This is a genomic window from Thalassiella azotivora (assembly GCF_054781695.1).
Genome location: NZ_BAAGTX010000028.1, coordinates 21,963 through 36,419, shown reverse-complemented (window position 1 = coordinate 36,419; position 14,457 = coordinate 21,963). Strand labels below are relative to the sequence as shown.

Annotated in this window: 13 protein-coding genes; 7 read left to right on the top strand and 6 right to left on the bottom strand. The window is 74.6% G+C overall.

The genetic code is table 11. The features are described 5' to 3' along the window. Positions 1-26: 26 nt before the first annotated feature. From ACYVQV_RS16795 to ACYVQV_RS16785, 3 genes are all read right to left on the bottom strand, one after another. On the bottom strand, positions 27-1,895 hold the full coding sequence (locus ACYVQV_RS16795) for a hypothetical protein (RefSeq protein WP_461024466.1): 1,869 nt from the start codon (positions 1,893-1,895) through the stop codon (positions 27-29). A gap of 76 nt (positions 1,896-1,971) precedes the next feature. Next, a complete protein-coding gene (locus tag ACYVQV_RS16790; protein WP_461024465.1) occupies positions 1,972-2,460 on the bottom strand; it encodes an SRPBCC family protein in 489 nt (162 codons plus the stop codon). Beyond that, on the bottom strand, positions 2,457-2,819 hold the full coding sequence (locus ACYVQV_RS16785) for an ArsR/SmtB family transcription factor (RefSeq protein ID WP_461024464.1): 363 nt from the start codon (positions 2,817-2,819) through the stop codon (positions 2,457-2,459). Before ACYVQV_RS16785 ends, ACYVQV_RS16790 begins: the two co-directional genes overlap by 4 nt. Positions 2,820-2,914: 95 nt before the next feature. Between ACYVQV_RS16785 and ACYVQV_RS16780 the strand changes: the two genes are divergently transcribed. The 6 genes from ACYVQV_RS16780 to ACYVQV_RS16755 all read left to right on the top strand — a co-directional run bounded on the left by ACYVQV_RS16780 (position 2,915) and on the right by ACYVQV_RS16755 (position 7,966). Further along, on the top strand, positions 2,915-3,670 hold the full coding sequence (locus ACYVQV_RS16780) for a Type 1 glutamine amidotransferase-like domain-containing protein (protein ID WP_461024463.1): 756 nt from the start codon (positions 2,915-2,917) through the stop codon (positions 3,668-3,670). 103 nt (positions 3,671-3,773) lie between these two features. After that, complete coding sequence (locus tag ACYVQV_RS16775; RefSeq protein ID WP_461024462.1) at positions 3,774-4,658, top strand: metallophosphoesterase; 885 nt, start codon at positions 3,774-3,776, stop codon at positions 4,656-4,658. Between the two features lie 58 nt (positions 4,659-4,716). Further along, complete coding sequence (locus ACYVQV_RS16770) at positions 4,717-5,391, top strand: alpha-ketoglutarate-dependent dioxygenase AlkB family protein (RefSeq protein ID WP_461024461.1); 675 nt, start codon at positions 4,717-4,719, stop codon at positions 5,389-5,391. 52 nt (positions 5,392-5,443) lie between these two features. Next, a complete protein-coding gene (locus tag ACYVQV_RS16765) occupies positions 5,444-5,617 on the top strand; it encodes a hypothetical protein (protein WP_461024460.1) in 174 nt (57 codons plus the stop codon). A gap of 249 nt (positions 5,618-5,866) precedes the next feature. After that, positions 5,867-6,304, top strand: a complete 438-nt coding sequence (locus ACYVQV_RS16760; protein ID WP_461024459.1) for a DUF2231 domain-containing protein — start codon at positions 5,867-5,869, stop codon at positions 6,302-6,304. Positions 6,305-6,565: 261 nt separating this feature from the next. Continuing rightward, on the top strand, positions 6,566-7,966 hold the full coding sequence (locus ACYVQV_RS16755) for an MFS transporter (RefSeq protein ID WP_461024458.1): 1,401 nt from the start codon (positions 6,566-6,568) through the stop codon (positions 7,964-7,966). Positions 7,967-8,014: 48 nt separating this feature from the next. Here ACYVQV_RS16755 and ACYVQV_RS16750 read toward each other — a convergent pair whose 3' ends face one another. The 3 genes from ACYVQV_RS16750 to ACYVQV_RS16740 all read right to left on the bottom strand — a co-directional run bounded on the left by ACYVQV_RS16750 (position 8,015) and on the right by ACYVQV_RS16740 (position 13,076). Next, positions 8,015-9,334 carry an NAD(P)/FAD-dependent oxidoreductase gene (locus ACYVQV_RS16750; RefSeq protein WP_461024457.1) on the bottom strand — a complete coding sequence of 440 codons (1,320 nt, stop codon included), beginning with the start codon at positions 9,332-9,334 and terminating at the stop codon, positions 8,015-8,017. Then, positions 9,331-10,479 (bottom strand): NAD(P)-binding domain-containing protein, encoded by a 1,149-nt coding sequence (locus tag ACYVQV_RS16745; RefSeq protein ID WP_461024456.1) that lies wholly within the window; start codon positions 10,477-10,479, stop codon positions 9,331-9,333. Before ACYVQV_RS16745 ends, ACYVQV_RS16750 begins: the two co-directional genes overlap by 4 nt. Before the next feature lie 140 nt (positions 10,480-10,619). Next, positions 10,620-13,076: a M14 family zinc carboxypeptidase gene (locus ACYVQV_RS16740; protein WP_461024455.1), complete on the bottom strand. Its 2,457-nt coding sequence runs from the start codon at positions 13,074-13,076 to the stop codon at positions 10,620-10,622. Between the two features lie 212 nt (positions 13,077-13,288). Here ACYVQV_RS16740 and ACYVQV_RS16735 point away from each other — a divergent pair, with 212 nt between their 5' ends. Further along, positions 13,289-14,446 (top strand): YncE family protein, encoded by a 1,158-nt coding sequence (locus ACYVQV_RS16735; RefSeq protein ID WP_461024454.1) that lies wholly within the window; start codon positions 13,289-13,291, stop codon positions 14,444-14,446. The last annotated feature ends 11 nt before the right edge of the window (positions 14,447-14,457 follow it).

Genomic DNA, 14,457 nt, shown 5'->3' with positions numbered 1-14,457 from the left:
AAGCCGGCGTGTCGTGAGCAAGGGGGTCAGCGCTTGGCGAGGAAGTCGCGCAGGTTGGCGACGAGCAGGGCCAGCGCGGCGACGGCCAGCACGACCGCCACGCCCAGCCTCCAGTTGAGGACGAACGCCCCGACCAGGACGACGACCGGCACGATCGTGGCGACGACCGCCGTGCTGTTCGCGACGAAGCGGCGGGTGCGGCCGCGGGCGAGCGACTCCACGAACAGCACGCCGAGGATGAGGCCGAGCAGCACCGGGACCCACACGGTGCTCTCGATCAGGAAGACCGCGGCCATCCCCAGCAGCAGCACCGACACCGAGATCATCGACCACGCGTGCGCCAGCGCGCCGGGCGTCTTGGCGGGGTCGAGGTCCGGCAGCGGCCGGTGCCGCAGGTGCGCGTGCGGGTGCGGCGGGGGCAGCGGGTCGGTCAGGACGGCGTCGACGGCTTCGCGCTCGCGGCGCAGCTCCAGCAGCCGGGCGCGCTCCCGGGCGAGCTCCGCGGCCAGGACGTCGGCGGGCTCGTGGACGCCGTGCCGGCCCGTCGTGCGGTGCAGGGCCTGTGCCCCGGCGTGCGCGCGCCGCAGCCGCTCCCGGACGTCGTCCACCGCCGCCTCGAGCGCCGCCACCTGCTCGTCGACCTCGGGCAGCCGCTGGTGCAGGACGGCGCGCGCGGCCCGGGCCGTGGGCGGCTCGGCGTCCAGCGCGGCCCACCCGACCGGGTCCGTCCACGCCCGGCGCAGGTCACCGGCCCGCTCGTAGCGCGGGCCCGCGGGGGCGCGCTCGCCGCCGAGCGGGTCGGAGGTGTCCAGCCCCCACAGCCCGCGGTAGTCGCGGACCCACGGGGTGGTGTCGTCGACGAGCACGGGCGTCCACGGACGGTCCCCGCCCGGGCCGAGGGTCACGCCGTCCCCGCCCGGGCCGAGGGTCACGCCGTCCCCGCGCCGGTAGTCCACGTAGGGGATGCCGAGGGTCGAGGTGTGCCGCTTCGGCGTCCAAGGGGCCACCCGGCCGGCGACGGCGCGGAAGACGGCCTGGACCCGCTGCAGCCCGGGCGGCTGGACGGTGACGAGGTACTCGCCGGGCAGGTACGCGCCGGAGTGCGACCCGGCCCCGACGAACACGACGGGGTGATGGCCGACCCACGTCAGGTCCGGGTCGTCGGAGCGCCGGCGCAGGTCGGGACCGGTCTCGTCGTGCGAGGAGAACGCCACCCAGGCCGGCCGGGCCGGTGGGTCGCCGTGGTCGGGTGCCCACCCGGCGACGTCCTCCTCGGCGACGTAGACGGTGACCTGCTCCCAGTCGGCCTCGTGGTCGTTGACGCCGGTGAAGCTGGAGCGCCAGTCGTTCATCGCGTACAGGAACCAGTACTGCAGGGCGACGTACCCGCCGTCCCGGGTCACCCGGCCGTAGTACGGGTGGGTGTCGCGGTCGGGTAGCGCGAGGTAGCGGACGCCGGCTGCGGACGCCGTGCCGCCCGGCACCCGTCCCCGGAAGACCAGGGAGAGCCGGACGAGTGCGTCGACGACCCGGCCGAGCAGGCCGACGGCGGCGAACCGGGCGCTCGGACGGAACCGGGGCCGGGCGGGGTCGCGGCGCCACCGCAGGACCTCGCGGCGTGACAGCGGCTCGGAGACGAACCGCAGCGACAGCGACTCGGAGGCGTGCCGCCGTCCCAGCTCGGCGAGCCGGTCGGGGTCCAGGTCGCCGTCGAGCTCGACGGGTGCCGGCCGGCCGTGGGACGGCTCGATGCGCCACAGCGTGCACGCGCGTACGTAGGAGTCGACCGACATCGGGAGGAAGACCTCGCCCGCGGTGAACCGCAGCACCGGCTCGTAGGCGCGCAGCAGGGCGAGGTCGCGGTCGGCGCCGCGCTCGCGGGCGGGGGTCGTCACCGGTCGCAGCGTAGGCGAACGCCGCCGCCCGGGGGTCGAGGTCGGGCGGTGGCGTCCTGCGGGTGGACGGCGGCCGTCACCCCTCGGCGAGGACCTCGTCGAGCTGCTCGTAGCCCTCCGTGATCCCGGTCTCCATGCCGCTGGCGACGAACGCGTCCCGCGCCTCGAAGGAGTCCAGCAGCGACGTGCCGACGATCCGGGTGCGGCCACCGCCGAGGTCCTCGAGCACGAGCCGCTCGAGGGAGACGGAGTCCGGGAAGCCCTCGTAGGTGAAGGTCTGCACGACCGTCTCGTTCGGTCGGACCTCGTGGAAGCAGCCGCGGAAGGCGTACTCCTCGCCGGCGGCGTCCGTGTGGACGTACCGGTAGGAGCCGCCGGTGCGGCAGTCCCAGTGGTCGATGCTCATCGTGAGGTCGCGCGGACCCATCCAGCGGGCGACGAGGTCGGGCTCGACGTGCGCGCGGTACACCTTGTCGACGGGGGCGTCGAACTCGCGGGTGATCCTGACGAGCGGGACCTTCTCGTCCAGCTCGATGGTGGTCTCGGGGTGGGTGGTGGTGGTCATGGCTTCTCTCCCTCGGTCGGTCGGTCGGTTGCGGGTTCGTCAGGCAGGTCGCGCAGGACGTCGTCCAGGCGCTGGTAGCGCTCCTCCAGCTGCCGGCGGTAGCGCTCGATCCACTTCGTCATGAGGCTCAGCACCTCCGCCTCGAGGTGCGCGGGGCGTTCCTGGGCCCGCCGGGTCCTGCTCACCAGGCCGGCGTCCTCGAGCACCCGCAGGTGCTTGGAGACGGCCTGGACGCTGACGTCGTAGGAGCCGGCGAGCTCGGTGACGGTGGCGTCGCCGCTGGCGAGGCGGCTCACCATGTCCCGCCGGGTGGGGTCGGCGAGAGCGGCGAACGCCTTGGAGAGCGGGTCTGCGGCCACCGTGGTCCTTTCTCAACTACCTGGTTGAACAACCGTGCCCGCAGCACGGAGGTTTGTCAACCAGTTGGTTGACAACGAGCCTCTACGCTGCGGAGGTGACCACCACACTCGTCGGCGGCGGTGTCGACACCCTCTCGACCGCCGGGCTCCTGCGGCCCTTCGTCGACGAGGCAGCTGCCCGGGGCCGGGGTCACCTCGGTCGGGTCAGCACCCGCATCGGCGTCGTGCTCGTCGACGAGCACGGCAGCGCTGACCACTTCCTCCCGCACTACGCGCGCGCACTGCGCGACGCCTCGCCGGACGCGGAGCTCGCGGTCGTCCCCATTCCGCTGCGGGTCGGTAGCCCAGCCGACCCGGTTGTACTGGACGACGTCGACGGACTCGTCGTGGCCGGCGGCCCGACCCCGGCCTACTTGGACGGGCTGCTGCCCGTGGCGGCACGCCTCCGCGACCTCGTGGGGGACGGCCTGCCGTACCTCGGCCTGTCCGCCGGCGCGATGGTCGCCGCCCGAACCGCCCTCGTCGGTGGGTACCGGCTGGGTGGCACCGCAGTCTGCCCGCGCGAGTGGTCGGAGGGCCTGGACGAGGTCACCTGCCGGCCTGGCCTGGGCCTCGTCGACGTGACCGTCGACGTGCACACCGCGCAGGCGGGAACCCTCGGCCGGGCGACCGCGCTGGTGGCGAGCGGGGCGGTCCGCGCAGCCGTGGGGATCGACGAGGACACCTGCGTCCGCGTGGGGCGGCCCGGCGAGCCCCCGACGACCTGGCAGACCTCCGGCTCCGGCTCGCTGTGGCTGGTGGAGCGGTCCGGTGGAGGCAAGGCGGCGGTCCGCCGGCGGTCGGAACGCTGAGGTCGCACGTCCCCGTGGCGGCCTCTGTGCCAAGGGTCTTTCGGGGATGCGTGACCCCAGCCGCCGGGAGACGCTGCGACGAGGCACGGAGGCAGGAGGGTGCGTGGGCTCGGTGCTCAAGCGCGCGGCAGCGGTGCTCGCCGTCGTCCTGGCGTTGCTGCTCGTCTACGGCGTGCTCGTCGAGCCACGGGTCGTCCTCGACGAGCGTCGGTACACCCAGGAGGTCCCCGGGTTGGGTGACGAGTGGGAGGGCGCGGAGGTCGCCGTCCTGTCCGACCTGCAGGTGGGGATGTGGTTCGCGAACACCGGCATGGTCGAGCGGGCGGTGGACCGGGTGGCCGAGGCCGATCCGGACGTGGTGCTCCTCGGCGGCGACTTCCTGTACAGCAGCGACCCCGACCCCACGCGGCAGGCCGACACGGTGCTGGACCTGCTCGCCCCGGTCCTCGACGGCGACGCGCAGGTCGTCGCCGTGCTGGGCAACCACGACCACGCCGTCGGCGCGACCGAGGAGCTGACCGCCGCGCTGGAGGGGCGAGGCGTCCAGGTCCTGCAGAACGAGGCCGTCACCGTGGACCATCCGGCGCCTGGGGGCCCCTCGCAGCCGCTGCACGTCGTCGGCCTGGGTTCCGAGCGGGCGGGTCTGGCGGATGCCGAAGCGGCGCTGCGTGGCGTGCCGGACGCCGCGCCGCGGATCGTGCTCATGCACAACCCCACCAGCTTCCCCTCGCTCCCCGCCGGCAGCGCGCCCTTGGCCGTGGCGGGGCACACGCACTGCGGGCAGGTCGCCCTTCCCGGTGCGCCGGACTGGTCCTACCTCGGCCTCTCCGACGAGGAGGCCGTCGTCGCCGACGGCTTCGCGCCGCAGGGGTACGGCGCCGAGAGCAACACGCTGTTCGTCACCTGCGGTCTCGGGTTCAGTCTGCTGCCGATGCGGATCAACGCCCCGCCGCAGGTCGTCTTCTTCGAGCTCACCGCGAACGGCTGACGCCGGTCGCCCTGGCGCTGCACTAGAACACCCGTTCGAACACGCGTAGCCTGTGCCCATGAGCGTGACGCTGCAGGGTTCGCTGCTGGACGCCCTGGACGACGACGACACCGCTGGCGCGGCGGCGTCGAACCGCAGCGGGTCGGCCTGGTTCGGGCCGCTGGACGGCCGGCTCGAGCGCACCGTCCTCGCGCACGGCGCGTGGGTCGACGTCCTGCCCGGCTGGGTGCACGGCGCCGACGACCTGTTCGAGCGGTTGGCCACCGACGTCCCGTGGCGGGCGGAGCGGCGGCAGATGTACGAGCGGGAGGTCGACGTCCCCCGCCTCCTTTCGTTCTACGGCGAGCGCGACCCGCTGCCCGACCCGCTCCTGGACGCCGCCCGCGACGCCCTGTCGGCGCACTACCTGGCCGAGCTCGGCGAACCCTTCCGGACGGCGGGGCTGTGCTTCTACCGGGACGGCCGGGACTCCGTCGCCTGGCACGGCGACCGGATCGGCCGCAGTCGCAGCCAGGACACGATGGTCGCGATCGTCTCCCTCGGCGCACCGCGCAACCTGCTGCTGCGCCCGCGGGACGGCGGCGGTCCGACCCTTCGGTACGCGCTCGGCCACGGGGACCTGGTCGTGATGGGCGGGTCGTGCCAGCGGACCTGGGACCACGCCGTCCCCAAGACCGCGAGGCCCGTGGGTCCGCGGATCAGCGTCCAGTTCCGCCCTCGCGGGGTGCTCTGACCCCGTGCGTTTCAGTCCCGCCGCCGGGGGTAGGTGACCACGAGGAGGCGCCATGGCCAGCGGGCGGGAACGCCCCGACGACGAACGCACACCCGACGACGAGCACGAGCCTGCGGTCGAGCTACCGGGATCCGGCACGGGCCCGCGCGAGGACGACGAGACCGTCAGCGCCGACGACCTGACCGAGCTGAAGGACGAACCGACGCCCGTCGAACCGCCCGACTGAGAGAGCCAGCCGGTCCCTGACCGGTTCGTGGAGGGAGCACCCGTGCACGTGCACCGCACTCGACAGGTCAGCCGGGTCGCCCGGGCGGCGGCCCGGGCACCCCGGTCCGGCCGGCACGGCAGGTCCCCGTGGCTCACCCGCGTCGTCGACGCTGCGGTGCCGGGGCGTGACAGCCGACTGGACGACGGGACCAGCGCGGCGCAGCGACGGCTCCGAGCGGTCGCGAGCAGGACGGCAGCCGCCCAGGCGGTGACCGCGACGCTGCGGGGCAACGACTGGCTCGGCCACCCGCTGCACCCGGTGATCGTGATGGTGCCCGTCGGCGCCTGGAGCGTGACGGGCTGGTACGACCTGCGCGGTGCCATCTCCGGGCAGCCGGACCACGACCAGGTCGCCGACGCAGCCCTGCGCGTCGGCGTGCTCACTGCCCTCCCGGCCGCCGTCACGGGTCTGGTGCAGTTCCTCGACACGCGCGGCGCGAGTCGCCGCCAGACCGCCGTACACGCCGGCCTCAACTACCTGGCGCTCGCCCTGTACGTGGCGTCCCTGCGCGCCCGCCGTGCCGGCCGCCGCAGCGCGGGTCGCCGGCTCGCGACCGGCGCCCTCCTCGTCGTCGGGCTCAGCGGCTACCTGGGCGACGACCTCGCGTACCGCCACGGGGTCGGCGTCCACCGCTCGCGCGGCTGAGCTGCTCCTCACCCTGGCGCCCGGCAGGGCTTCAGCGTCCGGGGGCGCGGCGATGGTCACCGGGCTGCTCGTGGCGGCCGTCGGGGTGGTGGGGCTCGCCCGAGGCTCGCGCGACCACCCACCGGTCTGAAACCCCGGCGTGGGACGGCGCACGCCGAAACCGCGCGAACCGGACATGTCGCCGCAGCCCAGGGGAAGCGCCGCAGGACCGTGCCGCGGACACATCACGTGGGTGAAGGCCGGCTCCTAGCGTTCGTCGGCATGTCCACCAGCGCACCGGGCTCGACGGCGAGCCCCACCCCGAACCGGACGCCCATCCGCAAGGTCGTCGGCGCCAGCCTCGTCGGGACCACCGTCGAGTGGTACGACTTCTTCCTCTACGGCGTGGCCGCGAGCCTCGTCTTCGGTCAGGTGTTCTTCCCCGAGGGCGACGAGCTCACCGGCACCCTGCTGTCGTTCGCCACCTTCGCGGTCGGCTTCGTCGCCCGCCCGGTGGGCGGTGTGGTCTTCGGGCACTACGGCGACCGGCTCGGCCGCAAGAAGCTGCTCGTCCTCAGCCTGCTGATGATGGGTGTCGCGACGTTCGCGATCGGGCTGCTGCCGACGTACGCGCAGGTCGGTGGCCTCGCGCCCGTCCTGCTGACGTTGCTCCGCCTCGTCCAGGGCTTCGCGCTCGGCGGGGAGTGGGGCGGCGCCGTCCTCATCGTGTCCGAGCACGGCGACAAGAACCGGCGAGGGTTCTGGGCGTCCTGGCCGCAGGCCGGCGCCCCGGGCGGTCAGCTGCTCGCCAACGGCGTCCTCGCGCTGCTCGCGGCGTTCCAGTCCCAGGAGGCGTTCCTCGCCTGGGGCTGGCGGATCCCGTTCCTGCTCTCGGCGGTCCTCGTCCTCGTCGGGCTGTACGTGCGGCTGCAGGTCGAGGAGTCCCCGGTCTTCCGGGAGGCGCAGCGCCGGGTCGCCGAGCGGGAGGCCGCCACCGGGACCCGCGAGCAGCTGCCGATCCTGCAGGTGCTGCGCCGCTACCCGCGCGAGGTGCTTACGGCGATGGGCGCCCGCTTCGCGGAGAACGTCTCATACTACGTGTTCACCATCGTCATCACCACGTACCTCGTCACCCGCTACGACACGGACAGGTCGTTCGTCCTCAACGCCGTGCTCATCGGTGCGGTGGTGCACTTCGCCACCATCCCGATGTGGGGCGCGCTGTCCGACCGGGTGGGACGCCGGCCCGTCTACCTCGTCGGGGCCGTGGGCGTGGGCGTGTGGGGCTTCGTGTTCATCGCCCTGGTCGACACGCAGAGCTTCCCGCTGACCGTGCTCGCGGTCGTCGGTGGGCTGCTCTTCCACGGCGCGATGTACGGACCCCAGTCGGCGTTCTTCTCCGAGCTGTTCGGCACGAAGGTCCGCTACTCCGGCGTCTCCATCGGGTACCAGCTCTCCTCGATCCTGGCCGGCGGCCTGGCGCCGATCATCGCGACGGCCCTGCTCGCCCGGTACGGCAACGGGTGGGCCATCGCCACCTACCTCGCCGTGTGCGGCCTGATCAGCGTCGTCGCCGTGGCCACGTACTCGGAGACCCGCCACCGCGAGCTCGACGAGGACCACGCGCTCGACGTGATCGACGTCCGGGACAGCGTGACACGGCGCGACCCCGTCGCTCGGTGACGACCGCGAGCCCGCCAGTCGGCACGGGCGGTCGCGGGCCGCGGCTGGTCAGCCGCCGAGGGACTCCAGTGCCGCGGGCTGCCGCGGCCGGGGGAATCGGACGGCCGCGTCCACCGGGGCCGGCGCGGGTGGCTTCGTCCGCCGGACCGTCAGCCCCAGCACCCGTGCGGCCCGCCGCCGTGACGGCATGAACCGCAGGAGGAACACCAACCGCAGCAGCCAAGCGGCCCACCCGGTGAACGGCACCCCGTACAGCTCGACCACCGACCGGCCGCGGCCGAAGGACGCGGCCTGCCCCAGCCCGGGGTAGCGGAACACCCGCGGACGGCGCCCCGTCAGCGCGCGGGCGACGTTCGTCCCCGCGTGCGCCCCCGCCTTGATCGCCCACAGGGCGTTCGCGGGGACCGGGACGCCGGTCAGCGGGTGCCGCACCCGGGCCACGTCACCGGCCGCCCACACCCCGGGCGCCACGCGCAGGTCCGGTCCGGTGAGGAGCCGACCGCGCTCGTCGGTGGCCAGCACGTCCAGGCCGGGCACGGCGACGGGACGCTGCCCGACCATGCCGAGGACCGTCGCCGCAGGCACGACGGTGCCGTCGTCCAGGGCGGCGCCCGCAGCCGTGACCTCCACCAGCCGCCGGCCGGTCACCACCTCCACCCCGAGCCGGTCGAGCTCGGCCGCGCACCGGGTGGCCAGCCGGGGCTGCGTCGACGCCAGCCCCGGCACGACCACGTCCCCCGATTGCACGAGGACGACGCGCAGCCCGGCACCCGAGGCGCGACCGCGACCGGCGACGGCGGCGGCCATCTCCGCGCCGGCGAGGCCGCCCCCGGCCACCGCGACCGTGCGCGCCCACGCCGGTCCCGCGCCCGGACGGGCGCCGCGCAGCACCCGGTCCAGGTGGGCGGCGACCCGTCGGATGTCACCGGGTCCGCGCAACGTGAACCCGTGCTCAGCCAACCCAGGCACGGTGGCCAGGGGCTCCCGACCGCCGACCCCGACGACGAGCGCGTCGTACCCCAGCGTCTGCGTCCGTCCGTCGGCCACCCGCCGGCACGTGACGGTCCTGCCGGCGACGTCCACGTGCGTCGCGACCGCGTGCAGGACCCGCGCCCGCGGCATCACGGAGACCAGCGGGGTGCGGGTGACGTCCAGCGGCAGCTCGCCGGCGAGCACCTCGCCGGTGAACCCGTGGAAGGCGTGCGCGTCGTCGGCGCTGACCACCACGACCTCGACGTCGCCGGACACCGCTCGCCCGAGTGACCGGACGATCGACCGGTAGGCGTGCAGCGTCACGTACCCGCCGCCGAGCAGGACGACGCGGCCCGGCCCGCCGGGTGCCCCGTCCGGTTCCATGGCCGGGTTCACGGCCGCACCACCGCGCCCGCGAGGTGCGCGCGCACGGCCGGCTCCCGGACGTCCACGGTGCGCGGCGCCGGCACCGAGCGCAGCAGCCGCGTCGAGGCGGGCAGGTGCACGTGGTGGCCGAACGACGTCGTCGGCGCCGTCCAGAACCCCAGGTGGGAGTGCGCCTGCGCCAGCGCCCGCGTGTGGTCGACCTGCTCCAGCGTCGGCGCGCCGAGGCAGAAGTGCCCGCGGTGACCCGCCAGCGACAGCAGCATCGTCTCGGCCAGGCACGCGAACGTCCGGCCCCGCGGGAGCCCCACGTTCCCGCCGCGCAGCCGCAGCGTCGGCACCTCGACCAGCCCGCCGTCGACGACGAGGACGTCGGGGCGGGCCGCCACCAGGTCGGGGGAGGTCGCCCGCGGCTGCGTCGCGTCGAGGACGACGGCCCCCCGCCGCAGGTGCGCGGGTTCCAGGACCGCGTCGGCCGACGCGGTGAGCAGGACGACGACCGCGCAGTCCGCGGCCGCGGCGACGTCCGTCGACACCTCGGTGCGGACGGCCCCGCCGACCTCGCGCGCCAGGTCGCGCAGCCGCGGCGCGGACCGCGCCACCAGGACCAGCCGGTCCGCGTCGCCGCCGCGGGCAACCAGCCGAACCAGGGCGGTGCCGACGCTGCCGGTCGCACCGACGATCGCCACCGACCGGTCCGGCCGCGGCACGCCCCCGCGACCCGGCAGCGCGTCGTCCAGGAGCCGGCGCAGCTGGGTGTGGACCACGGCCGCGGTGTAGGCGTTGCCGTTCGTCACGCCGACGTCCGCGCGCCCGGCCAGCGTCGTGCCGCCGGCGGTGACGGGCGCGGTCAGCGCGCCCAGCCCGACGACGTCGACACCGTCGCGCACGGCGCGGTCCACCGCGGAGCCGATGCGGCGTCGTCCCTCGGTGGTGTCGGCGAGCAGGTGACGGGCGCCGAACGGGACGAGCAGGACGCTGCCCTCGGGGCGCTCGCGACCGGCCAGGTGCACCGTCGCCAGGCGCAGCGTCGGCACCGGCAGGCGGCGCAGGGCCGTGTCGTACACGCGCTCGGGCACCCGGCCCAGTGGCGACCACACGCGGCCCATGTCCTCGGCCAGACGTGCCCGGGGATGGGCCAGGAAGGCGAACGTCACGACGGGTCCCCTCTGCCGTCCGCGGCCCGGCGGCCACGGTCGGGGGTCAGGAGTGGCCCCGCCTGCCGGTGATACGCGGACGGCCGCCCGCCACCCGCACGGAGCGGGTGACGGGCGGCCGTCGCGTGGTGGTGGTGCTGCTAGCTGCGCGGCTTGCGCTGCGGGCGGCAGGCCGGTCCGACGTCCACGGCCTCGCCGCGGTCGACGACGACCTCTCGGACGCTGACGACGCGACCGGTGCGGGTCTCGCACGTCATGACCCACGCCTCCTTCTCGCCGATGACCATCGGGTCCGGACCGCGGAAGGTGACTCCCGCCGTCCAGTCGTCCGGGTTTGCCGGGTCGGTCTGGTCGTAGTTGAAGACGTACACCGTGTACTCGCCGGGCACGGGGTCGCGCAGGGTCGCGCGCTCCGGCTCGTCGCCGGTGGCGGCGCTGGCCACGACGTCCCCGTCGGAGTTGAGGACGTACATGTCCCAGTCCGCGGCGTCGGCGCTGCCCCAGTCGAGCTCCACCGTCGCGAAGGCGTTGTCGTAGCCCTCCTCGACCGTGAAGGTGGCGACCTCCTTGGGCCCGTCGAAGTCCAGGGCCTTGTTCTCCTCGGGGATGCCGTCGGGGTTGACCAGGGCGAGGGCGTCCTGCGCGGGGCCGGTGGGCTCGCGCCCGAACCGGCCGGCGACCACCGGGCGCGTCGACGGGTTGACGGCGAAGGAGAACTTCCCGCCGCGGGAGTCGAACGTCGCCTCGAGGGAGTCCTCGAACCGGATCGGCTCGCCCACGGTGCCGTCCGTCTGGACGACCGGCGACGTCTCGGTGGTGAACTCCTTGCTCACCGTGATGGTGTGCCCGGCCGGTGCGACACCGGTGATGCGCGAGTGGTACGCCGGGTCGGCGGTGGCCCGCAGGATCTCCCGGTACGCGGCGGAGTTGCCGCCCAGGCCGGCACCGGCGGCCGGCTCCAGGCCCATGTACTCGGCCACGACGGCCCGCTCATACGCGGGGTGGAAGCCCTCGTCACCGATCTCCGGGGTGAAGCCCAGACCACCCGCGGTCCAGAACGTCCAGTCCTCCGTGCCGCCGGTGGTGTCGTACAGCTCGTACGACGGGATGTTGGCGTACCCGTTGTGGGACGTCGCCGCGGCGCCGAGGGCCGCGTACATCGGCTCCTCGAGCGGGGGACGGGTCGCCGCCACACCCGGCGGGCGCAGCCACAGGTTGCTGTAGGTGTGGTTGGTGATCAGCGTGGTCACCGACCGGGTGCCGACGAGCTGCTTGACGTTGCGGGTCTCCGGCTCGGAGAACGGCCCGTCGCCGCGGTAGGTGTCGTTGGACCAGGTCGGGCTCGCGCCCGGACCGCCCCAGAAGCCGCCGTAGTTGCGGTTCAGGTCGGTGCCGCGCAGCCGGCCGGCGGGGTTGTCGGCGCAGGTGCCGACCCGGTACTGCTCCGGGGTGTACTCGGAGACGGAGCAGTTCTTGCGCTTCATGTCGTAGCTGAAGAGGCCGAACTCGTCGGTCGTCGGGGCCTCGCGGGAGATCGTGAACCCGTCCGGGTTGATCACGGGGACGACGACGACGCGCACCTCGTCGAGCAGCTCGGTGAGCTCGGGGTCGGTGCCGTAGCCGTTGATGAGCTCGTACGCCCACTCCATCGAGTGCTCGGCGGACGGCCACTCGCGGGCGTGGTGGGCGCCCATGTTCAGGTGGATCGGCTTGCCGTCGTTGACGCGGTGGACGTCGGTGGCGATCTCGATGCCGTGGACCATCCGGCCCTCGACGGTCGGCTCGGCCAGCGTCAGGGGCTTGACCATGTCGGGGTACTGCTCGGCCAGCGCCTTCATCTCGGCCTCGTAGTCGGCCAGGCGCCGGTACGTGGTCCGCCCGCTCGGCAGCGCCGACTCGTCGACGGCCGCGGAGAACGCGGCGTCCGCGGCCCGGTCCGCCCGCGACTGCGCCGCCATGTCGGCGACCTCGGTGTCCCACGTGAAGCCGTTGTCGCGCAGCAGCTGCGCGTCCTCCTCGCCGTGCAGGACGACGGCCACGGTCGTGGGCGTCGCGTGCTCGGTCAGGTCCAGCGGCAGCTGGGTGAGCCGGTCCTTGTCGGCGCGCTCCGGGGTGTGGACCTCGACCAGGGACGTCGTCTCCGGCTCGCCCTGGATCTCCAGGAACGTCAGGTCGACGAGGACGCTGCCGGCCTTGCCCGAGAGCAGGCAGCCCTGGACGGTGAGCTCGGTGCCGGCCTCGACGAACCCGGTGGCGACCTCCCGGCCACCGAACCCGGCGCTGGCGGCGACGGCCTCACCGGCGGGGTCGAGGACGGCCAGGTCCCAGTCGCCGGACCCGTCGACCTTGGCCTCGACGAGTCCGCTCACGGGTGCGGTGACGGTCCAGGAGTCGACGCCGGCGCCCTTCGCCGGGGCGGTGCAGTCCCGGTCCTTCGCGGCGCGGACGGTCAGGCGGTTGTCGTCGGCGGACGCCGGGACGGCGGCTGCCAGGCCGCCGGCGACGGCGACAGCCGCTCCGAGGGCGATGGTGGAGCGGAAGGCGGTGCGTGGGCGCGGGGATCGGCCCGCGTTGCCCGGGGACGTGCGTCTCGACATGGGTCACCCTCTCGGTCACGGCTGGGTGGCCGGGACGCTAGGGCCCGTGGCGCGCCGTCCACAAGAGGTCACGGGGGGCAGTTCGGGGTCGCCCGTCCGGGTGACTCCCCCGCGCGGGGTCGGGACCTTCGACTCTGAGGGTGGCCTCACGCGCGGCCGACAGTTCCTGGAGCCGGTCAGCACCCCACGCGGCCGGTCCGAGGAGGTCACCCGTGTCCGTGCCCCACCCGCGTCGCGTCGCCGCGGCGGTGCTGCTGGCCGTCGCCGTGACGACGTCCTGCGCTCCGTCGTCCGGTTGGTCCGGTTCGTCTGGTTCAACGGGTTTCGAGCGACGGGACGGTGTCGTCGACCCGGCGTCCGGGCCGGCCGTGGCGCCCACCGACGTCACCGGCGCGGTGTGGGTCGCCGACGAGGACGGGGACAGCCTCACCGTGCTGGACGCGGCGACGGGCGCGACCGTGACGACCGTGACCGGCGTGGAGGCACCGCACAACGTGCAGGCGTCCGCGGACGGGACGGCGGTCTGGGCGCTGTCCGGGGCCGGCAGGGTCATCCGCCTGGACGCCGGCGACGGCAGCCTGGTTCGTGGCAACGGGACGTCGGCGCACCCCGCGCACGTCGTGGAGCGGCCGGGCGGTCTGCTCGTCACGGCGTCGGGGGAGCCGAGCGTCGTCGCGTACGACGAGCGCGAGCGGCCGGTGTCCCGCACCGACCTGCCCGGCGCCCCGCACGGCCTGCGGGTCAGCGCCGACGGGACGACCGCGCTGGTCGCCAACACCGGCGCCGGGACGCTCGAGGTGCTCGACGTGGCCAGCGGCACGGTGCGCCGCAGCGTCCCGGTGGGTCCCGGTCCCGTGCAGACCGCCGTGTCGGACGACGGGTCCGTCGGCTGGGCGTCGGTCTCCGGGACGTCCGAGGTCGTCCGCGTGGACCTGCGCACCGGTGAGGTCACCCACCGCGCGACCGTCACCGCCGCCCCAGCGCAGGTGTACCTGACGAGCCGCGGCCACCTGCTCGTCGCGGACGAGGGCACGCAGGAGGCGCCGGGACGGGTGCTGAGCGTGCTGGACGCCGCCACGCTGGCGGCCGTCGCGCAGGTCCCGACGGGTGCAGGACCGCACGGCGTCGTCGCCGACCCCACCGGCCGGTGGGCTTGGGTGACCAACACCGACGACGCCACCGTCACCGTCGTCGACCTGACCGCGATGCGCGCCGTGGGCACCGTGGACGTCGGTGCCGGGCCGGGAGGGATCAGCCTGTCGACGACCACCGTCGGGGCGGGCGTCCCGGACACCGTCCGGCTCGACCTGCCCGGGGTGCACTCGCACGAGGACGACCACGGGGACGACGGCCACGGCGACGACCACTGACCTGCGTGGCC